Genomic DNA, 21,283 nt, shown 5'->3' with positions numbered 1-21,283 from the left:
ACCGACTCGGCGCCGGGGGCAGGGAATAGCCCCGACAACGGATAAAATGCGGGGGTTTGCCATTCACCGGACCCACTCGCATGCCCGCCGCCACTCCTGCCACCCCGTCTTCCGCCACGCCTCAAGAATTCGTCCGCTTCGCCCTTGATGAAGGCGTGCTGCGCTTTGGCAGCTTCAAGGTCAAATCGGGTCGGATCAGCCCGTACTTCTTCAATGCCGGCCTGTTCAACAGCGGCCGCGCGGTCGGCAAGCTGGCGCAGTTTTATGCGCAGGCGCTGCTGGACTCCGGCGTGCAGTTCGACATGCTGTTCGGCCCGGCGTACAAGGGCATTCCGTTGGCAACCGCGACGGCGGTAGCGCTGGCGGGCCACCCGGCGATGGATGGCCGCAACGACGTGCCGTTCGCCTACAACCGCAAGGAAGCCAAGGACCACGGCGAAGGCGGCACCCTGGTCGGCGCGCCGCTCAAGGGCAAGGTCGTCATCATCGACGACGTGATCACGGCGGGCACGTCGGTGCGCGAATCGGTGGAAATCATCCGCAACGCGGGCGCCGAACCGGCCGCCGTGCTGATCGCCCTGGACCGCATGGAACGCGCCGGCCCGGACGACGCGCTGTCCCCCCATTCCGCCGTGCAGGACGTGGCCAAGACCTACGGCATTCCGGTGGTGGCGATTGCATCGCTGTCAGACATCATGGCCCTGCTGCAAGACGACGCGTCTTTCGCGGAAAACCGCGATGCGGTACAGGCGTATCGGACGAAGTACGGGGTGAAGTAAGCGGATTGGATGGGCACCGGGCCGCTGCCCCGCGCCCGGTCATCCATAGCACGCCACGGGCTCGGCGATGCCGTGGGGCTGGCCGATCACGGAGACTCCGTGTGCGCGCGCCGCGTCAGCCAGTTTTCCATCGAACGTTGCCAGATCGCCGCCCGACCGGGCCGCCAGCTCGACGTAGGCGGCGTCATAGGCCGTCAAGCCATGCGTAATGGCTATGTGTTGAATCGCCCACCATTGGTCGGCAGTGTGGGGGCGATCCGATAGCACGGACAGGCTCTCAAGCGCGGTCACGAAAGCGGTGGCTTCATCGGTAGTGACGACCCGTGCCCGCTGTATTCGCAGCATGCCGTTGCCGACCTCTGCATGCCAGTGCCGGGGGACGCGGAGCTGGAAATGCTGGGCTTGGTCCAGTAAATGCCTTGCCAACAGAGCCTCGGTACGATCATTGCGGGCGAGCAGCCAGGCAAGCGCGACCGATGCATCCAACACGGTTTTCATCGCTGGTCCTCGGTTACCCAGGCGCGGAGTTGTTCGTCCGAGATGCCTCGGTTTAAGGCGAAGCCCCGCAACGCCAGGATCGCGTCGTACATGTCTTCGGTCATATCAGGATTCGCCGGGCGAATGTAGGCGCGTGCCTTGCCGTCCTTCACGATGACGATGCGCGCACCGTTCTGTGCAGCCACGATCAACGTCTCAAGCTGTTTTGCAACCGCTTCCTGCGGCACTTCGATGTAGTCAGACATTGGGGATCTCCGATCAAGAATTGGCCATCCCCATTCTTGGCAAAAGAAAAGGCCGCGGCAATGTGCCGCGGCCTTTTGTCGGACTGATGCCTGTCTTGACTATCAGCCGCCCAGCTTTTCCTTGAGCAGGTCGTTCACTTGTTGCGGGTTGGCCTTGCCGCGTGCGGCTTTCATGATCTGGCCCACCAGCGAATTGAACGCCTTTTGCTTGCCGGCTCGGTACTCTTCCACGATGGCGGGGTTGGCGGCCAGCACCTCGTCGATCATGGCGCCGATGGCGCCCGTGTCGCTGATCTGCTTCAGGCCGCGTGCGTCGATGATGGCGTCGGCGTCGCCGCCGTTTTCACCGGCCCACATGGCGCCGAAGACTTCGCGCGCGATCTTGTTGGAGATCGTGCCGTCGATGATGCGGCTGATCAGGGCGGCGAGCGCGGGTGCTTGCACGGGCGAATCGGCGATGCTCTTTTCGTCCTTGTTCAGCGCGGCGGCGACTTCGCCCATGACCCAGTTCGCGGCCAGTTTGGCCTGGCCCGCCGGCAGCGCGTTGGCCACCGCCTGGAAGTAGGCGGCCAGATCGCGGCTGACCGTCAGTTGGGCCGCATCGTAGGCGGGCAGGCCGTATTCCGATTCAAAGCGGGCGCGTTGCGCGGCCGGCAGTTCGGGCATGGCGGCGCGCACTTCATCGACCCAGGCGCTGGAGATCACCAGCGTGGGCAAGTCGGGGTCGGGGAAGTAGCGGTAGTCGTGCGCGTCTTCCTTGCTGCGCATGCTGCGGGTTTCGTCGCGGTCTGCGTCGTACAGGCGCGTTTCCTGCACAACCGTGCCGCCGTCTTCGATCAGTTCGATCTGGCGGCGCGCTTCGTAGACGATGGCGCGTTCCAGGAAGCGGAACGAGTTGACGTTCTTGATCTCGGTGCGGGTGCCGAATTCTTTTTGGCCGACCGGGCGCACGGACACGTTGGCGTCGCAGCGGAACGAGCCTTCCTGCATGTTGCCGTCGCAAATGCCCAGCCACACGACCAGGCTGTGCAGCGCGCGTGCATAGGCCACGGCTTCGGCGGCCGAGCGCATTTCGGGCTCGGTCACGATTTCCAGCAGCGGGGTGCCGGCGCGGTTCAGGTCGATGCCGCTGGCGGGCGAGCCGTTGGCCAGCGTGAAGTCGTCGTGCAGCGATTTGCCGGCGTCTTCTTCCAGGTGGGCACGCGTCAGGTTAACGGTTTTTTCTTCTTCGCCGACAAAGAACGACAGCGTTCCGCCCACCACGACGGGCAGTTCGTACTGGCTGATCTGATAGCCCTTGGGCAGGTCGGGGTAGAAGTAGTTCTTGCGCGCAAAGACCGAGCGCGGCGCGATGGTCGCGCCCACGGCCAGCCCAAAGCGGATGGCGCGTTCAGCCGCGCCCCGGTTCATGACGGGCAGGCTGCCCGGCAAGGCCAGGTCCACTTCATTGGCATGCGTGTTGGGCGCCGCGCCGAATTGCGTGCTGCTGCCCGAAAAAATCTTGGAGTCGGTGGAAAGCTGGGTGTGCGTTTCCAGGCCGATGACGATTTCCCAGTTCATTATCTGTAGTTCCAATCAGTAGTGCCGCGGCTGCGGGGCCAGCGGCGCCGGGCCGCCCGAAACGCCGGTAGTCTCCAGCAGGGACCGCGAGCGTAAGGGGCGTGGGGGCATCATCACAGCGGGGACCGCTTGTGCCAGTCGGTCACTTGTTGGTAGCGGTCGGCGATGGCCAGGAGCCTGCCTTCATCGAAGTAGTTGCCGATGATCTGCAGGCCGACGGGACGCTTGCCGTTGTCGTCGCCAAAGCCGCAGGGGATCGACATTGCCGGCAAACCGGCCAGGCTCACACCCAGCGTGTAGACGTCGGCCAGCCAGTCGGCGGTGGGGTCGTCGCGGTTGTCGCCGATGTTCTTGGCGACCGACGGCGTGACCGGGCCCATGATGACGTCGCATTGGCCGGCGTAGGCGCGCTGAAAATCCTGCGCGATCAGGCGGCGCAGGCGTTGTGCCTGTAAATAATAGGCGTCGTAGTAACCGTGGGACAGCACGTACGTGCCGATCAGGATGCGGCGCTTGACCTCGTCGCCGAAGCCTTCGGCGCGCGAGCGGCTGATCATCTCGTTCAAATCGCCGTATTGCTCGGTGCGGTGGCCGTAGCGCACGCCGTCATAGCGGGCCAGGTTGCTGGACGCTTCCGCCGGGGCAATGACGTAATAAGCCGGGATGGCCAGCTCCGTGCGGGGCAGGGAGACCGGCACGCGCACGGCGCCCAGCGCTTCGAACTGGGCCAGCGCGGCTTCCACGGCGGCGGCCACATCGGCCGCGAGACCCGCGCCGAAATATTCTTCGGGCACGCCGATGCGCAGGCCCTTCAGGGGCTGGCTGCCGGCGGCGTCGAACTTTGCTTGCGCGGCGTCGAAGTCGTGGCGGACGCGGCCGGGCTCGTTCACGGCGGCATCGCACTTTTCCAGGCTGGTGGCGTCGCGCGGGTCAAAGCCGCTGATGACGTCCAGCAGTTCAAGCAGGTCGCGGCTGCTTTGCGCCAACGGGCCGGCCTGGTCCAGGCTGGATCCGAAAGCCACCATGCCATAGCGCGACACGGTGCCGTAGGTGGGCTTGATGCCGCTGACGCCGCACAGCGCGGCGGGCTGACGGACCGAGCCGCCGGTGTCGGTGCCGGTGGCGGCGGCCACCAGGCGCGCGGCTACGGCGGCGGCCGAGCCACCCGACGACCCGCCCGGAACGGCGGCGTGGTCCCAGGGGTTCTTCACGACGCCGTAGGCGGAATTCTCGTTGCCGGAGCCCATGGCGAATTCATCGCAGTTGAGCTTGCCGATGGACACGGCGCCGGCCGCGCCCAGGCGCTCGACCACGGTGGCGTCGAACGGGCTGACGTAGCCGTCCAGCATCTTGCTGCCGGCGGTGGTGCGCCAGCCGCGGGTCACGAAAGCGTCTTTGTGGGCGATGGGCACGCCGGCCAGCGGCCCGGCCGAACCGTCGGCCAGGGCGGCGTCGGCGGCGCGGGCCTGGGCCAGCGTCAATTCAGCGTCAATATGTAAAAAGCAATTCAGGCCGCTGGCCGCATCGGCGGCCGCCAAGGCGCTTTGCGCCAGTTCGACGGCGCTGACCTGGCGTTGGGCGAGGGCCGCGCGCAAGGCGGCGATCCCCTCGAATTGGGTATGCAAGGCAGGTTTTGTCATGGCTTAGTCGAGGACTTTAGGAACCAGGAACAAGCCTTCCTGGGCGTCGGGGGCATTGGCCAGCAGCGCTTCGCGGCGCGCTTCCGAGCTGGCCTCGGTCACGGCGTCTTCACGCAAGCGCAGCACAATGTCCTCATGGGCGGACAGGGGGTGGGCCAGCGGTTCGACGCCTTGGGTGTCGACGGACTGAAGCCGTTCTATCAAGTGGAGAATGCCGTTAAGCTCCGCCTGCGCAAGTGTGCGCTGGTCGGGGGTCAATTCGATCCTGGCCAGCCGGGCAATGCGGGCCACATCTGTGTCATTAAGCGCCATAGGGATTGCAAAATCGATAAGCGAAGGCCGAAGGGCGGGACTGGGCAGTATGCATGCGCCAAACCCGTTACAAAGCTTGAATAGCCTGCATTTATGCGCTATTTCCGGTGAAATTATAAGTTATGATTCACGGTTTAATCGCCGTGATGACAGGCGGACCCGACCTTTTTCGGGCCATACGCCCCCCGGCATGAACCCAATTCCCCCCAGAATTTAGCTGAGCTCCCATGTTCGGATTCCTGCGCAGTTATTTTTCCAGCGATATGGCGATCGACCTCGGTACCGCCAATACGCTGATTTACGTCCGCGGCAAGGGCATCGTGCTCGATGAGCCCTCCGTGGTCGCAATCCGTCATGAAGGCGGGCCTCACGGCAAAAAGATCATCCAGGCCGTCGGCCACGAAGCCAAGCAGATGCTGGGCCGAGTTCCCGGCAACATCGAGGCCATCCGGCCCATGAAGGACGGCGTTATCGCCGACTTCACGGTCACCGAACAGATGCTCAAGCAGTTTATTCGCATGGTGCACCCCCGCAACATGCTGGCGCCCAGCCCGCGGATCATCGTCTGCGTGCCTTGCGGTTCCACCCAGGTTGAACGCCGCGCCATCCGCGAATCGGCCTTGGGCGCGGGCGCGTCCCACGTCTTCCTGATCGAAGAACCCATGGCCGCGGCCATCGGCGCCGGCCTGGCCGTGTCCGACGCCAGCGGCTCCATGGTCGTCGACATCGGCGGTGGCACCACGGAAGTGGCGGTCATCTCGTTGGGCGGCATGGTCTACAAGGGTTCCGTGCGCGTCGGCGGCGACAAGTTCGACGAGGCCATCGTCAACTACATCCGTCGCAACTACGGCATGCTGATCGGTGAACCCACGGCTGAATTGATCAAGAAGGAAATCGGTTCCGCATTCCCGGGTTCCGAAGTCCGCGAGATCGAAGTCAAGGGCCGCAATCTGGCCGAAGGCGTGCCGCGCAGCTTCACGGTCTCGTCCAACGAGATCCTGGAATCGCTGACCGATCCGCTGAACCAGATCGTCTCCGCCGTGAAGATCGCACTTGAACAAACCCCGCCGGAACTCGGCGCCGACATCACCGACAAGGGCATCGCCCTGACCGGCGGCGGCGCGCTGCTGCGCGATCTTGATCGCCTGCTGCAGGAAGAAACCGGCCTGCCCGTCGTGGTGGCCGACGACCCCCTGACCTGCGTCGTGCGTGGTTGCGGCGAGGCGCTGGAACACCTTGAGAAACTGGGCGCCATCTTCATCAACGACTAATACCGCCCGCCAGCCCGGAGCCCCGCTTTTTTCCGGCTCCGGCCGCTGCGGGGGCTACGGACGCGGGCGTCCGGGCTGAGATTCATGCAACGACAAGGGACCCCCCCCCTATTCAGGCGCGGCCCACCTGCGGAGGTGCGGCTGGTCGTTCTGGTCGTCCTTGCTTTGGTTTTGATCATCATGGATTCGCAATGGCGCATGCTGGAACCGGCGCGCCGTACGATTGCCGTGGCGCTGTACCCGTTCCAGCGCGCCGTCATGGCGCCGCGCGATCTGGTCCAGCAGGTCAACGAGTGGGTCAACGCGGCCAACCTCATCCGCAGTGAAAACGAAGCCTTGCAGCGCCAGCGCATCGAACTGGCGCAAGTGGCGTCGCACGCCGCGCAACTGGCAGCCGAAAACGCGCAATTGCGCCGCCTGCTGGGTGTGACCGATACCGTGGCGCAATCGGCCGTGGTGGTCGAAGTCATGTACGAACCCACCAACGCGTTCACGCAACGGCTGGTGTTCAACAAGGGCAGCAAGGCGGGCCTGGCGCCGGGCATGCCGGTCATCGACGAAGGTGGCGTGGTCGGCCAGATCGTGCGCGTGACGCCGATGACGGCCGAAGCCGCCCTGGTTACCGACGAGCAAGTGTCCATTCCCGTGCAATTGCTGCGCAACGGCCTGCGCCTGATTGCGTTCGGCGGCAATTCCCCCGGCAAGATGGAAGTTCGTTACCTTGCCGCCAATGCCGACATCAAGGAAGGCGATACTATCGTCACCAGTGGCGTCGGCGGCCTGTTTCCCGCCGGCCTGCCCGTGGCCAAAGTGACTTCGGTTGAACGCGACACCGCTTCCGGTTTCGCCCGCGCCGTATGTGAACCGCTGGCCCACCCCGAACGCTATCGCCACTTCCTGGTCTTGCAGGTGGATGTGGCCCGCGCCGAGTCCAACCGTCAGGAGGTCGATTCCGGTGGATCGGACTAACCAATCGCAACCCAGGCGCCGCCTGGGTACGCCCAGCAACGTACACCCCGACCGCCTTTCCGGGCCGGCACACGGCGTGTTTGTCTGGGGAACAGTGCTGCTGGTGTGGCTGGTGTCGTTGCTGCCTTGGCGGCTCTGGCAGGGCGCGCCCGACGTGCTGCTGCTGATCATCGCCTTCTGGTGCGTGCACGAACCGCGTCGCGTGGGTCTCTTCACGGCGTTCTTCTTCGGCTTGCTGATGGACGTGCACGACGCCGGCCTGCTGGGCGAACATGCCTTGTCCTACACCCTGGTCGCCTATGGCGCCGTGGTGCTGCATCGTCGGCTGCAACGGTTCGATCTCTGGAGCCAGGCGATGCACATGCTGCCTGTGTTCTTCGTCGCCCGTTTCCTGACGCAGATCATCCACGCCTGGCTGGCGGGAAAGTGGCCCGGCTGGGACTGGTGCATCAGCGTGGCCATCACGGCCGCCTTGTGGCCGTTGGCGGGCTGGGTCCTGCACCTGCCGCAGCGTGGCGCCGACGACGCTGAATCCTCCTCCGCCTGATGGCGGCGATGCCTGATGTTTGAATTCAAGAAAACCGGCCAGCAGCAAAAGCAGCGCTTCCGCCTGCGTGCCTGGGTGGGCGGCGTCTTCGCCCTGGTGTGCTTCGGCGTGCTGATCGGCCGGTTCTGGTATTTGCAGGTTGACCGTTACGAAGGCCTGTCCGAACGCGCGGACCGCAACCGCATCGCAGTGGTGCCGATTCCGCCGCGGCGCGGCGAGATCCTGGACCGTAACGGCGAAGTCCTGGCGCGCAACTACCGCACCTATACGTTGGAAGTGGTGCCGGCCCATGCCGGCAACATGAACGAGCTGTTCGAGCGCCTGACCGAAGTCGTCTACATCAGCCCGGCGGATCAACGGCGCTTCAAGCGTCGCGCGGCGGAATCCAGCCGCTACGCAAGCCTGCTCTTGCGCAACAACCTGAATGACACCGAGGCGGCGTGGTTCGCCGCGCACGCTTTCCAGTTCCCGGGTGTGGAATTGCGGGCGCGCTGGGTGCGCGAATACCCGCAAGGCGTGTCGGCCGCGCACGTGGTCGGCTATATCGGCCGCATCGCCGAAGGCGACAACGAAGAGCTGGAGCGTACCGGCCAGTTGGGCAACTACCGCGGCACCGACGTCATCGGCAAGAAAGGCATCGAAAAGACCTGGGAAGAGCAACTGCATGGCCGCACCGGCCTGGAAGAGGTCGAAGTCACCGCCGGCGGCCGCCCCATGCGTACGCTGCGGCGGATTGATCCGGTGCCGGGGTCGGACATCATGCTGTCCATCGACCTGGGCCTGCAGAAGGTGGCTGAAGAAGCCTTCGGGACGCAGCGCGGCGCGCTGGTCGCCATTGACCCGGACACGGGCGAAGTGCTGGCCTTTGTGTCGCAGCCCTCATTCGACCCCAACCTGTTCGTGGACGGCATTGATGTCGATAACTGGCGCATGCTTAACGAATCGCCGGACCATCCGCTGATCAACCGCCCGCTTTACGGCACCTACCCCATCGGCTCCACCTACAAGCCGTTCGTGGGCCTGGCCGCCCTGGAACTCGGCAAGCGCCGCGCAACGGACCGTATCTCGGACCCCGGCTACTACGAATTCGGCGGACAGAAGTTTCGCAACGCGGGCGGCGCGGCCTACGGCATGACGGACATGCACAAGGCCATCGTGGTGTCGTCCGACACGTACTTTTATTCGCTTGGCCCCGAGATCGGCGTCAACGCCTTGCATGATTTCACCAAGCAGTTCGGCTTTGGTCAGATCACCGGCATCGACCTGGAAGGCGAAAAGCGCGGCGTGTTGCCGTCCACCGACTGGAAGCGCGCCGCCTACAAAGACAAGGACCGCCAGCGCTGGTACGCGGGCGAGACGATTTCGGTGGCCGTGGGCCAGGGCTACAACTCCTTTACCTTGCTGCAACTGGCGCAGGGCACGTCGACCTTGGCCAACAATGGCCTGTTCCGTCGCCCGCACCTGGTGCACGCGGTGCGCGACTCGCGCACGGGCGTCGCCAAGCCCACCGTGTCCGTGCCCGACTACCGCATCCCGCTCAAGCAGGCCAATGTGGATGTGATCAAGAACGCCATGGCTGACGTGGTGCGCTCCGGCACGGCACGCCGCGCGTTCGCCAACACGCCTTACCAGGCGGCCGGCAAAACCGGCACCGCCCAGGTGTTCAGCCTGCGCGGCGGCCATTACCGCGCCAGCGCCATCGACGAACGCCTGCGCGACCACGCGCTGTTCATGGGTTTCGCGCCGCTGGAGCACCCCCGCATTGCCGTGTCGCTGATTGTCGAGAACGCGGGCTGGGGCGCCAGCGTGGCTGCACCGGTCGCGCGCAAGGTCTTCGACTATTGGCTCGCCAAAGACCGCCAGGACCACATCGTGCGGCCCGATCGCGGCGACCCCCTGGCATCCGTCGAAACCATTACCGACGAAGTGGTGCGCCAACAATGAAACGCCTTGGCCTCATCCTGCTACGCATTTTCACGGCGTTCGACTGGCCGCTGCTGGCCATCCTGATGATGTTCGCGGCGCTGGGCCTGACCGTCATGCATTCGGCGGTAGGTGGCACCGACTGGCGTTTCGCCGAGCAATCGCGCAACTTCATCATCGCGTTCTTCGCGATGTGGACCATGGCGCTGATTCCACCCAAGTGGCTGATGAAGCTGGCCTTGCCGTTTTACGTGGTGGGCGTGGTGTTGCTGCTGGGCGTGGAGTTCTTTGGCGAAACCAGCAAGGGCGCGACGCGGTGGCTGGATTTGGGCGTCACCCGGATCCAACCGTCCGAGATGATGAAGATTGCCGTGCCGATGATGCTGGCTTGGTATTTCCAGCGCCACGAAGGCGCCGTGCGCATCCGCGACTTCCTGGCCGCCGCCGCGATGCTGGCCGCGCCTTTTGGGCTGATCGTGTTGCAGCCTGACCTGGGCACGGCGCTGTTGGTGTTCGGCGCCGGCTTTTTCGTGATCTATTTCGCGGGCCTGTCCTTCAAGCTGCTGGTGCCGGTCATGTTGGCCGGCATCATCGGCATCGGCACGCTGGTGTACTACGAAGACCAGCTTTGCGAACCGGACGTGAACTGGGTTGTGCTGCACGACTACCAGAAACATCGCGTCTGCACGCTGCTGAATCCCAGCTCCGACCCCTTGGGCAAGGGGTTCCATACGATTCAATCGATGATCGCGGTGGGCTCGGGGGGCGTGTACGGCAAGGGCTACATGAAGGGCACGCAGACCCATCTGGACTTTATCCCCGAACGCACCACCGACTTCATCTTCGCCGTCTACGCCGAGGAATTCGGCCTGTATGGCGGCATTGCGATCCTGGTGCTGTACGGCCTGATGATGGCGCGCGGCCTGACGATTGCGTCCCGCGCATCATCGCAGTTCGGCCGGCTGCTGGCCGGCGCGCTGACGATGATGCTGTTCATCTACGTGTTCGTAAACGTCGGGATGGTGACGGGCATCCTGCCGGTTGTAGGCGTACCCTTGCCCTTCATGAGTTACGGCGGCACCGCGCTATTCACGATGGGCATCGCGTTCGGCATCATGATGAGCATCAGCCGACACCGATCCACCAAAACCTGACACCGCGCGCCCCTCCCTCAAGGCAACGCCTCCGGCACCCCCAAATCCGTCGCCAGCTTCGTCAACCCGTCCCAGATCCGGCTATCGAACTCGACCGAATCCGCATTCACCGCGCGATTCCGGGCTTCATATTCCCCCGGATACTGCACGGCCTCCACACCCGGTTGCGGCTTGCAGGCGTGCAAATAATCGATGAACGCACCCACTTCCATCGACCGCCAGTCCGTATTGAAGTCCACCTGCGGATCCAGCAGCAGCGCGAACATATTGTTCGTCGCCACGCCGTTGCGCGGGTGTTCGGGCTGAATCGTGCCCCCGCCCGACAACACTCCCGCCAGCAGTTCGGCCACCAGGCCCAGCGCGTAGCCCTTGTGGCCGCCAAAGGGCAGCAGGGCGCCCGGCGGATCGGCGAACAGCGCGTTGGGGTCTGTCGTGGGGTTGCCGTCCGCGTCGATCAGCGAGCCGGGCGGCGCCTGTTCGCCCTTGGCCGCCAGCACCCGCGCCTTGTTCACGGCGATGGAACTTGTCGCCATGTCCACGATGAAGGGCGGGCGTCCGCCGGGCAGCGGGCCGGCAAAGCACAGCGGATTGGTGGTCAGGCAGGCCTGCGCGCCACCAAACGGCGCCACGGTGGGCGCGCGATTGATCACGTTGGTGAACGCCAGCAGGATCAGACCCTTGGCCGCCACCATTTCACCAAAGTGGCCCATGCGGCCCAGGTGATGGCTGTGGCGCAGGGTCACGATGCACTGCCCGTGTTCCTGCGTGCGCTCGATGGCCTTTTCGATAACGACCTTGCCCACATATTGGCCCAGGCCGTGGTGGCCGTCGTAGGCCAGCATGGCGCCGCGGTCATTGACCAGCTCGGGGCGGCCGTCCGCCTGCGCCAGCCCCTGGGACAGCACGCGGCGATAGTTCGTCAGGATAGACAGGCCGTGGCTGGTGTAGCCGACCCGGTCGGACTCCACCAGGTGTTCGGCCACGTCGCGCGCGATGTCTTCCGGCACGCCTTGCGCCATCAGCACGCGGCGGCCGTATTCATTGGCTTGGGCTAGAGAGAGTTTCATGATGCGTACTCCTTACAGCCAGCCGAGCCAGCGCCAGTAGGTCATGCCCATCAGCAGCATCAGCAGGTAGCCGACGATGGTGACGATGATGCCGACTTTCGCGAACTGCTTGGCGTTGAAGGTTTCCGTACCCAGGCACACCATGTTCTGCGGCGCGTTGATCGGCAGGATGAAGCCGTAGCTGACGACAAAGCCCAGCAGCATCGTCATGCCCAGGCGGCTGAAATCGCCGGGCAACGTGGCCAGCACCGAGATCAGGATGGGCAGCATGGCCGAGGTCAGCGCGGTGGCGCTGGCAAAACCCAGGTGGATGATGATCAGGAACGCGGCCAGCACGGCGAAGATAGCGAGCGGCCCAAGATGGTCCAGCCCGGTGTGCGCAACCACCTGGTTGCCCAGCCATTGGCCGGCTTGTGTGGTCAGCAGGGCGGTGCCCAGGCTGATGCCCACGCCGAACACGATCACGGTGCCCCATGGAATGCGCGACTGCACGTCTTTCCACGTCATCACGCCAAAGCGCGGCAACAGCAGCAAGACCAGGCCGAAGTAGGTGGTCGACGTCGTGTCGAACTTGTGCAGCTTGCCTTCGGTTGCCCAGAACAGCAGCAGCATCAGCGACACACCCATCAGGCGCTTTTGCGCGCCCGTCATCGGGCCCAGTTCAATCAGCGACTTTTCGACCGCTTCCTTGCCCCCGGCGATGCTGTCGCTTTCCGGCGGCAGCAGCTTCAGCACCACGACGATCAGCACTGCCGACATGATCAGCGACCACGGGGCGCCGGCGATCAGCCAGTCCGACCACGCGACGCGCTCGCCCAGCATCTTTTCCATGAAGCCGACGGTCAGCAGGTTTTGCGCGGCGGCGGTCTGGATACCCACGTTCCAGATGCTGGTGGCTTGCGCCACGATGATCATGATGCCGGCCGCGATGTTCGAGCGCTTGTCCACGCCGAAGGCGGCGATGACACCCATCATGATCGGCACAACGGCCGCGCTGCGCGCGGTGGCGCTGGGCACGACCAGGCTCAGCACGATCGTCACGGCGATACATCCGATCAGGATGCGGCGCGTGCTGGTGCCCACCCGCGACAGCGTGACCAGCGCAATGCGCCGGTCCAGCCCGGTGAAGGTCATGGCGGCGGCAATGAACAAGGCGCCGGTGACCAGCGCCAGCGCCGAGTTGGCAAAGCCCGTCAGCGCCATGCTGATGGCGGCCGACGTCCCGTACAGCACGTTGGGGTCTTTGATTGTCGGAGCCGTGCCCAGCAGGAAAGCCATCAGCGTCGTGATCATGATCGCGCTGGCTTCGTAAGACACGGCTTCGGTAATCCAGACCACCACGGCGAACGCCAGGATAGCCAGCATGCGGTGGCCCGCAACCGGCAGGTCGGCGGGCAGGGGCATCATCAGCACGCCGATCATCACCACGACGCCGGCGATGAGTCCGATGGGTATTTTTACTTTCTTGGGGGCTTGCGAGGCAGGGACAGCGGCTGGCGCGGTCATATCCATCTCCGGTTGAGGTCAAACCGCCGACACACTTCCCGCGAGCACGGGTTTATCTAATTCGATGTGTCGACGCTACAGGACGATCGTGACGGCATTGAGGAAAACCCGCATTGATGTGGATCAAGCTGATGGAAATCTGGGCTTGAGCAAACCCATCCGGGGCATTATGCTCGACCGCCCTTGTGGGTCGCAAGCAAGGACTGTTGCATGAATGCACACGAATTGTGCCAGCGCCCTGAGGCGTTGGCACCTGATTTCTACTTGAATTCGTTCGTGTTATGCCGCTAATGGGGCGGCGTCGCTCAACCCAGCGCCAGGCGCAGCTGCTCATCCAGGTGCAGCGTCGGCGCCACGCGCCAGCCGCTTTGCGCATAGCGCAGCCAGCGGCCCAACACCAGATGCGTCAGCAGGCTGGCGTGCGCGGCCACATTGGCGTCCGCCGGCAGGCCGCCATCCGTGATGGCGATGCGCAGCGACTGCTTCAACGACGTTTCGATCCGGTCGTTGATATGGTTGATGCGCTCTTGCAGCCGGTTGTCTTCCGTGACTAGCGCGTCGCCGGTCAGCACCCGCGTCATGCCCTTGTTGCGCTCGGAAAACGTCAGCAGCATGGCCACGGTCTTGTGCGCTTGCGGCACGCCGTAGGGTTCCATGGTGGCAATTTGATTGACCAGCGTGAAGATGCTGGTTTCGATGAACTCGATCAGCCCTTCGAACATCTGCGCCTTGCTGGCGAAATGCCGGTACAGCGCGGCTTCCGACACTTGCAGGCGCGCGGCCAGCGCGGCCGTGGTGATGCGGGATGCGTGCGGTTGCTCCAGCATCTCGGCCAGGGTCTGCAGAATCTGGGTCTTGCGCTCGCCGGGTTTGCTCGCCATGGAAGGGACTGCTCTCGCGCAGGCTTGGACGGTGAAGGGAGGGGGAGGAGCGCGCCGCTATCCCCGCAGGGGACGCCGACGTAACAACAAATCACTGACGGAGTTTACCCGCAAGTCGACATAGGGCGGACGATGTGATTGGCCGCGCGAAAAGGGCGTGCCGGGGTGATACACGTGCACCGTGCGCACGCCCACGCGGCGCGCGCCGCGCAGGTTGGCCAGCGTGTCTTCGACCAGCACGGCACGGTGGGCGGGCACGCCTTCGCGGGCCAGCACGTAGCGCAGCAGCGCGGGCGACGGCTTGGGCCGGAATTCACCGTGCAGTTGCATGTGCTCGATGGCCCACAGGCTATCAAACTGGTTCAGGATGCCCAGGCGTTCCAGCACGGAACGCGCATAGCGCAGCGGCGCGTTGGTCAGCAGCACCTTGCGGCCGGGCAGGCGGCGCAGCTTGTAGGCCAGCGCCTTTTCGCTGCGCACCAGCGGGTTGACGTCGAAGTCGTGGCTGCGGTGCAGGAAGTCGTGTGGATTGACGCCGTGGTGACGCACCATGCCGATCATCGTGGCGCCGTAGCGGTGCCAGTATTGCCTGCGCAGATCGTTGGCGGTGTCGATATCTACATTCAGCGCCTCGGCCACCGCCATGGTCATGCCGAGATCTATCTTCGGAAAGATGGCATGCGAGGTGTCGTGCAGCGTGTTGTCCAGATCGAACAGCCACAGGCGTTCGGAAACGCCCGTGGCCACGCGGCGCGAGCGGCGCAGGCGCACCGCCGGCCGCAACAAAAGGCGCTGTGCTCGCATCAATGCGAGCTGATCATCGTGCCCACGCCTTGGTCGGTCAGGATTTCCAGCAGCAGGCAGTGCGGCACGCGGCCGTCGACGATGTGCACGGAATTCACGCCGTTCTTGGCGGCGTCCAGCGCCGACGAGATCTTGGGCAGCATGCCGCCCGAGATGGTGCCGTCGGCGAAGAGCTCGTCGATGGTCTGGGCCGACAGGCTGCGCAACAGCTTGCCCGCCTTGTCCAGCACGCCCGGGGTGTTGGTCAGCATCAAGAGCTTTTCGGCGCCCAGCACTTCGGCCATCTTGCCGGCGACGACGTCGGCGTTGATGTTGTAGGCGGTGCCGTCTTCGCCATAGCCGATGGGCGAGATCACGGGAATGAACTGGTCGTCTTGCAGGGCCTTGACCACGGCAGGCTCAACCAGCGTGATGTCGCCCACGAAGCCGATGTCGATCGGTTCGGCGGGGTTGTCCTTGTTGGCCATCAGTTTTTTCTGGGCCTGGATCAAGCCGCCGTCCTTGCCGGTCAGGCCCACGGCCTTGCCGCCGACCTCGTTGATCATCATGACGATGTCTTGCTGGACCTGGCCGCCCAGCACCCATTCAACCACTTCCATGGTTTCGGCATCGGTCACGCGCATGCCCTGGATGAAGGTGCCTTGCTTGCCGATGCGGCGCAGCGCGTCGTCGATCTGCGGACCGCCGCCGTGCACCACCACCGGGTTCAGACCCACCAGCTTGAGCAGCACGACGTCGTGCGCGAAGCTGCGCTGCAAGCGCTCTTCCGTCATGGCGTTGCCGCCGTACTTGACCACGATGGTCTTGCCGTGGAATCGTCGGATATACGGCAGTGCTTCAGACAGCACAGCGGCTTTGACAGCGGGGGACGAAACGGCAGCAGGGTCGGGGGTGTCGGTCATGGCAGCTAAGTCGGCAAATAGATATGAGTGGTTAGAAAAAATGCCTGCACAACATCGCGTTCGGAACGCGGTAGCGCAAGCATACGACGGATTGTAGTACCCCCGCGTTTCATATGCCTAAAACCCATGTCCATATGCCCGACAAATAACCGGCATTCAGGTAAATTGGGTGCGTTTTCCAGACAGCGGAGCCCCGCACAAGGGGGTGAATCCGGCTCGCTGAGAATCAGTCCCCTATTTTCATCCTATAAAAGAGGCAACACATGCGTTTGAACTTCGTCCGGTCTGCCCTGGTGGCATCGGCCTTCCTGGTGGCGGCCCATGCCGCCCATGCAGAAAAAGTGGTGGTGGGCGCGACCCAGGTTCCCCACGCCGAAATCCTGGAAGTGGTGAAACCGCAGTTGGCCAAGCAGGGCGTCGAGCTCGACATCAAGGTGTTCAGCGATTACGTGCAGCCCAACCTGCAATTGGCGGACAAGCAGTTGGACGCCAACTTCTTCCAGCACAAGCCGTATCTGGATTCGTTCAACAAAGACCGCAAGGCCACGCTGGTGCCGGTAGCGCTGGTCCACGTTGAGCCCTTTGGCGGGTATTCCAAGAAGATCAAGAGCCTGACCGAGCTCAAGGACGGCGCCACGGTCGCCATCCCGAACGATCCGTCCAACGGCGGCCGCGCACTGGTACTGCTGCAAAAGCAGGGCGTGATCAAGCTGAAGGACCCGTCCAACATCCTGGCCACCGCGGCCGATGTGGTCGAGAACCCCAAGAAGCTGAAATTCCGCGAACTCGAAGCCGCGATGCTGCCGCGCGCGCTGGACGATGTGGACCTGGCCTTGATCAACACGAACTACGCGCTGGAAGCCGGCCTGGTCCCCACGAAAGACGCGCTGTTCATCGAGGGCGCCGATTCGCCCTACGCCAACATCCTGGTCACCCGTTCGGACAACAAGGACGCACCCGGCATCAAGAAGCTGGTGGATGCGCTGCATTCGCCGGACGTGAAGAAATTCATCCAGGAAAAGTACAAGGGCGCGGTGATTCCGGCGTTTTGAGCCTGGCAGATCCCGCTTGATCCGGCTGATTCGGCCGGGCAAAAACAAAACCGCCCATTGGGCGGTTTTGTTTTGGGGGCGGGGCACAGAGCAACCGGGAATCGCGCTGGCAACCTAACGCGCAAACCCAGCGCGATCAGCCTGCCGCCAGCGCCTTTTCCACGGTGGCGTGGAATTCGGCCACGTCGTATTCACCCAGATAGCGTTTGATGATGTGACCCTGCTTGTCGATCAGGAAGGCGGTGGGGGTCAGCCGGATGTCGCCGAACGCGCGGGCGATATCGCCCTTGGTGTCCAGCGCCACCGGGAACGGCAGCTTGCGCTGTTCGGCGAAGTTCAGCACGAAGTTGGGCGGGTCGTAGTTCATGGCGACCGCCACGGCTTCATAGCCCTTCGCGGCGTATTCCTTATAGGCGGCGATGGCTTCCGGCATCTGCTTCACGCAAGTCACGCAGCTGGTTGCCCAGAATTTGACCAGCACGACCTTGCCGCGCAGGTCCTGCATCGAAAAGGTTTTGCCTTCCAGCGTGGTGAAGGTGACGTCGGGCGCGGTCTGGGCAGGGCGCCAGACGAACCAGGCGCCGATACCTACCGCCACCAGGACGGCCAGGGCTACGATGGCTTTTTTCATTTGATGGGCATTGCTTCAACGCCATTGCTCGTGCCGGCCGCGTTGTTGTCGCTGGGTGCTGCGCCGGCGCCGCTTTGAATAGGCGCTTTGGTTTCTGTGGAGGCGTCCCGGGTGCTGCTGTTGGACAGCCGGATCGCTTCTTCGCGGCTGATGGTCTCGAACAGTTTAACCACCTTGACCACGCCACCGACATCCGCCGTGGCGTTGGCCGCGTAGTCGCCTTCGGCCTGGGTCAGCTTGCCCATCAGGTAGACGACGCTATTGTCGGTCGTCAGCGCAATGGTGCCGGACGGCACGTACTTGGTGTTGATCAGCGCGGTCTTGACCTTGGACGTCAGCCACGTGTCGTTCGAGCGCGTGCCGAACGAGGCGATGGGGCCGACATTCAACTGGTTGATGACCTGTTTGACGTTTTCGATGCCTTGCGCAATGGTGGTCGCTTCGGCTTTGGCCTGCTCGGAGGGCACGTCGCCCGTCAGCAGCAGGTGCCCGCCATAGGCCATGGCGTTGACGCGGGCGGTGTCGCCCAGCTTTTGCGAGATCTGGCTTTGCGCCTTGAAGGCAATGTTCTGGTCTTCAAGCTGGACACCGGAGGTGCGGCGGTCGGTAACCACGACCGCCGTGGTGGCGGCCGCGCCGCCCACGATCAGTGGCGCGCAGGCCGACAGCGACAGCGCGGCGGTGGACAGTGCCGCCGCGAGCATCAGGGGGCGAACTGCGGTTCTGACGTCAGAAATCATTCGGTGTCTCCAAGCAGAAGAGCGTCGATGCCGTCGCACAGCGCGTGCAACAGCAGAATATGGACTTCCTGGATCCGCATGGTGCGGTCGCTGGGAACACATAGATGGACGTCCATGGGCGTGATGAGTTCCCCCATGACGCCGCCGCCCTTGCCCGTCAGGGCCAACACGTGCATTTCGCGGGCGCTGGCGGCTTCCATGGCGCGCACCACGTTGGGGGAATTGCCGCTGGTCGAGATGGCCACCAGCACGTCGCCGGCCTGCCCGAAGGCGTTGACCTGGCGTTCATAGATTTCATCAAAGCCGTAGTCGTTGCCGACGGCGGTGAGAATCGAGGTGTCGGTATTGAGCGCGATGCCCGCCAGGGGCAGGCGCTCGCGTTCGAAGCGGCCCACCAGTTCGGCGATGAAATGCTGCGCATCGGCGGCCGAGCCACCGTTGCCGCAAGCCAGAATCTTGCCGTTGTTCGCCAGGGCGCCGAATAGAACGTCGACCGCCACTGCCAGCGGTTCCGCCAGGACGTTCATACTTTGTTCGCACGCAGCCATGGCGTCGCGAAAGTGCGACGTCATACGAGAGGTCATATCCATGGGCGCGATTATCTCACGGGGCCGTCGTGCCGTTCTGTCCATGCGTAACGACTGTGCGGCACATCGTTACCGGCGAGTCCGGACCCTGCCTGCGCATCGGGCTACGGCAGCACAAACGCGCCGCGCAGCCACTGCGGATGGCCGGCGTCGAACACCACCGCGTCAAAGCGGGCGGGGGGTGCCACCCCTTGCCAATGCCGCCGCGCCAGTTCCGGCAGCCAGTGCGCGGCCGCGCGGGCCAGCCGAGCCTGCTTGTCGCGGCCGATGCTTGCCGCCGCGCCGCCGTAGCGGGTGTGTGCGCGGGCGCGCACTTCGACGAAGACCAGCGTGTTGCCGTCGCGCATGACCAGATCGATCTCACCGGCCCGCGTCCATAGATTGCGCGCCAGCAAGACCAGGCCGCGGGCTTGCAGTAGCCGCAGCGCGGCGTCTTCGTGGTGGTCTCCCCGGCGCTGCATGGGCGAGCGCCGCACCGGCGTGTCGCCAGGGGCGGGCGGCGGCCGGCTGCGACGCCGCCGTTTGTCCGCGCGACGCCGGGCGGCCAGCGCCAGTTCGCAGGCCAGGCGCAAGGTATCGTCCGTCATGCAGGCTCCGAAGATGGCGGGGATTGGCGGCTACACTGACATGGTTTTCCGTGTCAGTAGGCTGCAATGAATCAAAATGTCTCACCCCCGCCCGGTGGCGATGCCTGGAGCCGCGTGGCCGACCGCGTGGCGGGGCAGCATTGGCCCGCGTCGACGCTGTACGTCGTGGCCACGCCGATCGGTAACCTGGGCGACTTGGGGCTGCGGGCCTGGCATGCCCTGCAACGCGCCGACGTGATCGCCGCCGAAGACACGCGCGCCAGCCGCACCTTGCTGGACGCCTGGGGCGTCAGCACGCCGCTCATGGCCGCGCACCGCCACAATGAAGCCACCGCCGCCCAAGCCATCTGTGAACGCCTGGCCCAAGGCCAGCGCGTGGCGCTGGTGTCGGACGCGGGCGCGCCCGCCGTCAGCGACCCCGGCGCGCGCGTGGTGCGCGCCGTGCGCGAAGCCGGTTTCGCGGTCGTGCCCGTGCCCGGGCCCAGCGCCGTCATTGCGGCGCTGATGGGCAGCGGCGTGACCACCGACGAAAATCCCGCCTACGCCTTCGCCGGTTTCCCGCCGCCGAAGGCCGTGGCGCGCCAGCGCTGGCTGCGTTCGTGGTGCGCCTTGCCCGCACCCGTGGTGATGTTTGAATCCCCCCACCGGCTGGCCGCCACGCTGGCGGACCTGCTGGAAGTCTGCGGCCCCGACCGGCAACTGACCGTGGCGCGTGAGCTCACCAAGCGTTTTGAAGAAATCGCCACCCTCACGATGGGCGAAGCGGCGGCCTGGCTGGCTGCCGATGCTCACCGCGAACAGGGCGAATTCGTGCTGATCGCGCATGCCGCCGTCGAGCAGGAAATCGACGTGGACGCCGATCCGCGCACCGACGTGTTGCTGGACGCGCTGTTGGAATCACTGTCCGTGCGCGACGCCGCGCGGGTCGCCGCCAAAGTCACGGGCCAGCCGCGTGACGTGTTGTACAACCGGGCGCTGTCGCGCAAGAAGTCGGCGGAGTAAGCCATGGCGTACCCAACAATCGTGTCGAAAAAACCCGCCGATCCGCTGGAACCCTTGGCCTACCGCGACATGCCTACCCCCTTGGGGGAGCTGCGTCTGGTCGCCAGCCCGAAAGGCCTGCGGGGCGCCTGGTTCACGGACCAGGAATCGCTGCCGTCGCCTGAAGGCTGGACGCACACCGATGCCGATCCCATCCTTGAGCAGGCGCGGCGCGAACTGGACGAATGGTTCGCGGGCAAGCGCCGCGCTTTCGATGTGGCGCTGGACCCCGTGGGCACTGCCTTCCAGCACAAGGTCTGGCAGTCACTGTGCGCGCTGGATTTCGGCAAGCTTGCCAGCTATGGCGACCTGGCTCGCACCGTGGGGCGGCCCAAGGGCGCGCAGGCGGTTGGCGGCGCGGTCGGTCGCAACCCCATCATCATCATCATTCCGTGTCACCGCGTGATTGGCGCCGATACTTCGCTGACGGGGTTTGGCGGCGGGCTCCCGCGCAAGCAGGCGCTGCTGGCTCACGAAGGCAACCGCTATGTCAGCCGCAACCCGCGCGCGCGCCGCGTCTGCGACGGGCAAGCCGAGCTGCCCTGGTGAATCTGCCTTGGTAAAGCTGCCTTGGTAAGCCCGAAAGC

The 21,283-nt window shown here is 64.6% G+C and carries 23 protein-coding genes; 9 read left to right on the top strand and 14 right to left on the bottom strand.

The window, feature by feature from the left end:
- The first annotated feature begins 80 nt into the window (after positions 1-80).
- Complete coding sequence (gene pyrE / locus M2361_RS18015; protein WP_259250997.1) at positions 81-779, top strand: orotate phosphoribosyltransferase; 699 nt, start codon at positions 81-83, stop codon at positions 777-779.
- A 39-nt stretch (positions 780-818) separates the two neighbouring features.
- On the opposite strand, the gene M2361_RS18010 is transcribed toward pyrE, so the two are convergent.
- From M2361_RS18010 to gatC, 5 genes are all read right to left on the bottom strand, one after another.
- Entirely contained in the window at positions 819-1,277 is a 459-nt protein-coding gene (locus M2361_RS18010) for a type II toxin-antitoxin system VapC family toxin (RefSeq protein ID WP_259250996.1), read from the bottom strand.
- Positions 1,274-1,522, bottom strand: coding sequence for a hypothetical protein (locus tag M2361_RS18005; RefSeq protein ID WP_100853917.1), 249 nt, complete (start codon positions 1,520-1,522; stop codon positions 1,274-1,276). Before M2361_RS18005 ends, M2361_RS18010 begins: the two co-directional genes overlap by 4 nt.
- Before the next feature lie 102 nt (positions 1,523-1,624).
- Positions 1,625-3,082, bottom strand: a complete 1,458-nt coding sequence (gene gatB, locus M2361_RS18000; protein ID WP_259250995.1) for an Asp-tRNA(Asn)/Glu-tRNA(Gln) amidotransferase subunit GatB — start codon at positions 3,080-3,082, stop codon at positions 1,625-1,627.
- Positions 3,083-3,195: 113 nt separating this feature from the next.
- The gene (gene gatA, locus M2361_RS17995) at positions 3,196-4,722 is read right to left on the bottom strand and encodes an Asp-tRNA(Asn)/Glu-tRNA(Gln) amidotransferase subunit GatA (RefSeq protein ID WP_259250994.1); all 1,527 of its coding nucleotides are present in this window, start codon (positions 4,720-4,722) and stop codon (positions 3,196-3,198) included.
- 3 nt (positions 4,723-4,725) lie between these two features.
- Complete coding sequence (gene gatC / locus M2361_RS17990) at positions 4,726-5,034, bottom strand: Asp-tRNA(Asn)/Glu-tRNA(Gln) amidotransferase subunit GatC (RefSeq protein WP_259250993.1); 309 nt, start codon at positions 5,032-5,034, stop codon at positions 4,726-4,728.
- Between the two features lie 227 nt (positions 5,035-5,261).
- Here gatC and M2361_RS17985 point away from each other — a divergent pair, with 227 nt between their 5' ends.
- The 5 genes from M2361_RS17985 to rodA all read left to right on the top strand — a co-directional run bounded on the left by M2361_RS17985 (position 5,262) and on the right by rodA (position 10,898).
- Positions 5,262-6,305 carry a rod shape-determining protein gene (locus tag M2361_RS17985; protein ID WP_006216320.1) on the top strand — a complete coding sequence of 348 codons (1,044 nt, stop codon included), beginning with the start codon at positions 5,262-5,264 and terminating at the stop codon, positions 6,303-6,305.
- A gap of 84 nt (positions 6,306-6,389) precedes the next feature.
- Positions 6,390-7,274, top strand: a complete 885-nt coding sequence (gene mreC, locus M2361_RS17980; protein ID WP_100853921.1) for a rod shape-determining protein MreC — start codon at positions 6,390-6,392, stop codon at positions 7,272-7,274.
- The gene (gene mreD, locus M2361_RS17975; RefSeq protein ID WP_100853922.1) at positions 7,261-7,821 is read left to right on the top strand and encodes a rod shape-determining protein MreD; all 561 of its coding nucleotides are present in this window, start codon (positions 7,261-7,263) and stop codon (positions 7,819-7,821) included. The genes mreC and mreD overlap by 14 nt, the downstream gene beginning before the upstream one ends.
- Positions 7,822-7,836: 15 nt before the next feature.
- Positions 7,837-9,765: a penicillin-binding protein 2 gene (mrdA, locus tag M2361_RS17970; RefSeq protein WP_259250991.1), complete on the top strand. Its 1,929-nt coding sequence runs from the start codon at positions 7,837-7,839 to the stop codon at positions 9,763-9,765.
- Positions 9,762-10,898, top strand: coding sequence for a rod shape-determining protein RodA (rodA, locus tag M2361_RS17965; RefSeq protein WP_259250990.1), 1,137 nt, complete (start codon positions 9,762-9,764; stop codon positions 10,896-10,898). Before mrdA ends, rodA begins: the two co-directional genes overlap by 4 nt.
- 17 nt (positions 10,899-10,915) lie before the next feature.
- On the opposite strand, the gene M2361_RS17960 is transcribed toward rodA, so the two are convergent.
- The 5 genes from M2361_RS17960 to argB form a co-directional block, all read right to left on the bottom strand.
- Positions 10,916-11,965, bottom strand: coding sequence for an Ldh family oxidoreductase (locus M2361_RS17960; protein ID WP_259250988.1), 1,050 nt, complete (start codon positions 11,963-11,965; stop codon positions 10,916-10,918).
- A 12-nt stretch (positions 11,966-11,977) separates the two neighbouring features.
- Positions 11,978-13,471 carry an anion permease gene (locus M2361_RS17955; RefSeq protein WP_259250987.1) on the bottom strand — a complete coding sequence of 498 codons (1,494 nt, stop codon included), beginning with the start codon at positions 13,469-13,471 and terminating at the stop codon, positions 11,978-11,980.
- Positions 13,472-13,776: 305 nt separating this feature from the next.
- Positions 13,777-14,352 (bottom strand): nucleoid occlusion factor SlmA, encoded by a 576-nt coding sequence (slmA, locus tag M2361_RS17950; RefSeq protein ID WP_259250986.1) that lies wholly within the window; start codon positions 14,350-14,352, stop codon positions 13,777-13,779.
- A 57-nt stretch (positions 14,353-14,409) separates the two neighbouring features.
- Positions 14,410-15,156, bottom strand: a complete 747-nt coding sequence (locus M2361_RS17945) for a pyrimidine 5'-nucleotidase (RefSeq protein ID WP_259250985.1) — start codon at positions 15,154-15,156, stop codon at positions 14,410-14,412.
- The gene (gene argB, locus M2361_RS17940) at positions 15,156-16,058 is read right to left on the bottom strand and encodes an acetylglutamate kinase (protein WP_006216311.1); all 903 of its coding nucleotides are present in this window, start codon (positions 16,056-16,058) and stop codon (positions 15,156-15,158) included. Before argB ends, M2361_RS17945 begins: the two co-directional genes overlap by 1 nt.
- A gap of 263 nt (positions 16,059-16,321) precedes the next feature.
- Here argB and M2361_RS17935 point away from each other — a divergent pair, with 263 nt between their 5' ends.
- The gene (locus M2361_RS17935; protein WP_259250983.1) at positions 16,322-17,110 is read left to right on the top strand and encodes a MetQ/NlpA family ABC transporter substrate-binding protein; all 789 of its coding nucleotides are present in this window, start codon (positions 16,322-16,324) and stop codon (positions 17,108-17,110) included.
- Between the two features lie 136 nt (positions 17,111-17,246).
- Here the strand turns inward: M2361_RS17935 and M2361_RS17930 are convergent, their stop codons facing one another.
- The 4 genes from M2361_RS17930 to M2361_RS17915 form a co-directional block, all read right to left on the bottom strand.
- Positions 17,247-17,741, bottom strand: coding sequence for a peroxiredoxin (locus tag M2361_RS17930; protein ID WP_100853928.1), 495 nt, complete (start codon positions 17,739-17,741; stop codon positions 17,247-17,249).
- A complete protein-coding gene (locus tag M2361_RS17925; protein ID WP_100853929.1) occupies positions 17,738-18,481 on the bottom strand; it encodes a BON domain-containing protein in 744 nt (247 codons plus the stop codon). The genes M2361_RS17930 and M2361_RS17925 overlap by 4 nt, the downstream gene beginning before the upstream one ends.
- A complete protein-coding gene (locus tag M2361_RS17920) occupies positions 18,478-19,071 on the bottom strand; it encodes a phosphoheptose isomerase (protein ID WP_013396736.1) in 594 nt (197 codons plus the stop codon). The genes M2361_RS17925 and M2361_RS17920 overlap by 4 nt, the downstream gene beginning before the upstream one ends.
- Before the next feature lie 101 nt (positions 19,072-19,172).
- Positions 19,173-19,655 (bottom strand): YraN family protein, encoded by a 483-nt coding sequence (locus tag M2361_RS17915; RefSeq protein WP_259250979.1) that lies wholly within the window; start codon positions 19,653-19,655, stop codon positions 19,173-19,175.
- A 66-nt stretch (positions 19,656-19,721) separates the two neighbouring features.
- On the opposite strand from M2361_RS17915, the gene rsmI reads away from it, so the two are divergent.
- Positions 19,722-20,657 carry a 16S rRNA (cytidine(1402)-2'-O)-methyltransferase gene (rsmI, locus tag M2361_RS17910; RefSeq protein WP_259250978.1) on the top strand — a complete coding sequence of 312 codons (936 nt, stop codon included), beginning with the start codon at positions 19,722-19,724 and terminating at the stop codon, positions 20,655-20,657.
- Between the two features lie 3 nt (positions 20,658-20,660).
- Positions 20,661-21,245 carry a methylated-DNA--[protein]-cysteine S-methyltransferase gene (locus M2361_RS17905; RefSeq protein WP_259250976.1) on the top strand — a complete coding sequence of 195 codons (585 nt, stop codon included), beginning with the start codon at positions 20,661-20,663 and terminating at the stop codon, positions 21,243-21,245.
- Positions 21,246-21,283 lie beyond the last annotated feature (38 nt).

It is taken from the genome of Achromobacter sp. JUb104 (genome assembly GCF_024806975.1).
Lineage (GTDB): Bacteria > Pseudomonadota > Gammaproteobacteria > Burkholderiales > Burkholderiaceae_B > Achromobacter > Achromobacter spanius.
The sequence above is the reverse complement of the archived record's forward strand: the minus strand, read 5'-3'. Positions and strand labels throughout refer to the sequence as shown.

Coding starts and splice junctions, on each gene's coding strand:
- pyrE (WP_259250997.1), top strand. CDS start 81: ATGCCCGCCGCCACTCCTGCCACCCCGTCTTCCGCCACGCCTCAAGAA.
- M2361_RS18010 (WP_259250996.1), bottom strand. CDS start 1,277: ATGAAAACCGTGTTGGATGCATCGGTCGCGCTTGCCTGGCTGCTCGCC.
- M2361_RS18005 (WP_100853917.1), bottom strand. CDS start 1,522: ATGTCTGACTACATCGAAGTGCCGCAGGAAGCGGTTGCAAAACAGCTT.
- gatB (WP_259250995.1), bottom strand. CDS start 3,082: ATGAACTGGGAAATCGTCATCGGCCTGGAAACGCACACCCAGCTTTCC.
- gatA (WP_259250994.1), bottom strand. CDS start 4,722: ATGACAAAACCTGCCTTGCATACCCAATTCGAGGGGATCGCCGCCTTG.
- gatC (WP_259250993.1), bottom strand. CDS start 5,034: ATGGCGCTTAATGACACAGATGTGGCCCGCATTGCCCGGCTGGCCAGG.
- M2361_RS17985 (WP_006216320.1), top strand. CDS start 5,262: ATGTTCGGATTCCTGCGCAGTTATTTTTCCAGCGATATGGCGATCGAC.
- mreC (WP_100853921.1), top strand. CDS start 6,390: ATGCAACGACAAGGGACCCCCCCCCTATTCAGGCGCGGCCCACCTGCG.
- mrdA (WP_259250991.1), top strand. CDS start 7,837: ATGTTTGAATTCAAGAAAACCGGCCAGCAGCAAAAGCAGCGCTTCCGC.
- rodA (WP_259250990.1), top strand. CDS start 9,762: ATGAAACGCCTTGGCCTCATCCTGCTACGCATTTTCACGGCGTTCGAC.
- M2361_RS17960 (WP_259250988.1), bottom strand. CDS start 11,965: ATGAAACTCTCTCTAGCCCAAGCCAATGAATACGGCCGCCGCGTGCTG.
- M2361_RS17955 (WP_259250987.1), bottom strand. CDS start 13,471: ATGACCGCGCCAGCCGCTGTCCCTGCCTCGCAAGCCCCCAAGAAAGTA.
- slmA (WP_259250986.1), bottom strand. CDS start 14,352: ATGGCGAGCAAACCCGGCGAGCGCAAGACCCAGATTCTGCAGACCCTG.
- M2361_RS17945 (WP_259250985.1), bottom strand. CDS start 15,156: ATGCGAGCACAGCGCCTTTTGTTGCGGCCGGCGGTGCGCCTGCGCCGC.
- argB (WP_006216311.1), bottom strand. CDS start 16,058: ATGACCGACACCCCCGACCCTGCTGCCGTTTCGTCCCCCGCTGTCAAA.
- M2361_RS17935 (WP_259250983.1), top strand. CDS start 16,322: ATGCGTTTGAACTTCGTCCGGTCTGCCCTGGTGGCATCGGCCTTCCTG.
- M2361_RS17930 (WP_100853928.1), bottom strand. CDS start 17,741: ATGAAAAAAGCCATCGTAGCCCTGGCCGTCCTGGTGGCGGTAGGTATC.
- M2361_RS17925 (WP_100853929.1), bottom strand. CDS start 18,481: ATGATTTCTGACGTCAGAACCGCAGTTCGCCCCCTGATGCTCGCGGCG.
- M2361_RS17920 (WP_013396736.1), bottom strand. CDS start 19,071: ATGGATATGACCTCTCGTATGACGTCGCACTTTCGCGACGCCATGGCT.
- M2361_RS17915 (WP_259250979.1), bottom strand. CDS start 19,655: ATGACGGACGATACCTTGCGCCTGGCCTGCGAACTGGCGCTGGCCGCC.
- rsmI (WP_259250978.1), top strand. CDS start 19,722: ATGAATCAAAATGTCTCACCCCCGCCCGGTGGCGATGCCTGGAGCCGC.
- M2361_RS17905 (WP_259250976.1), top strand. CDS start 20,661: ATGGCGTACCCAACAATCGTGTCGAAAAAACCCGCCGATCCGCTGGAA.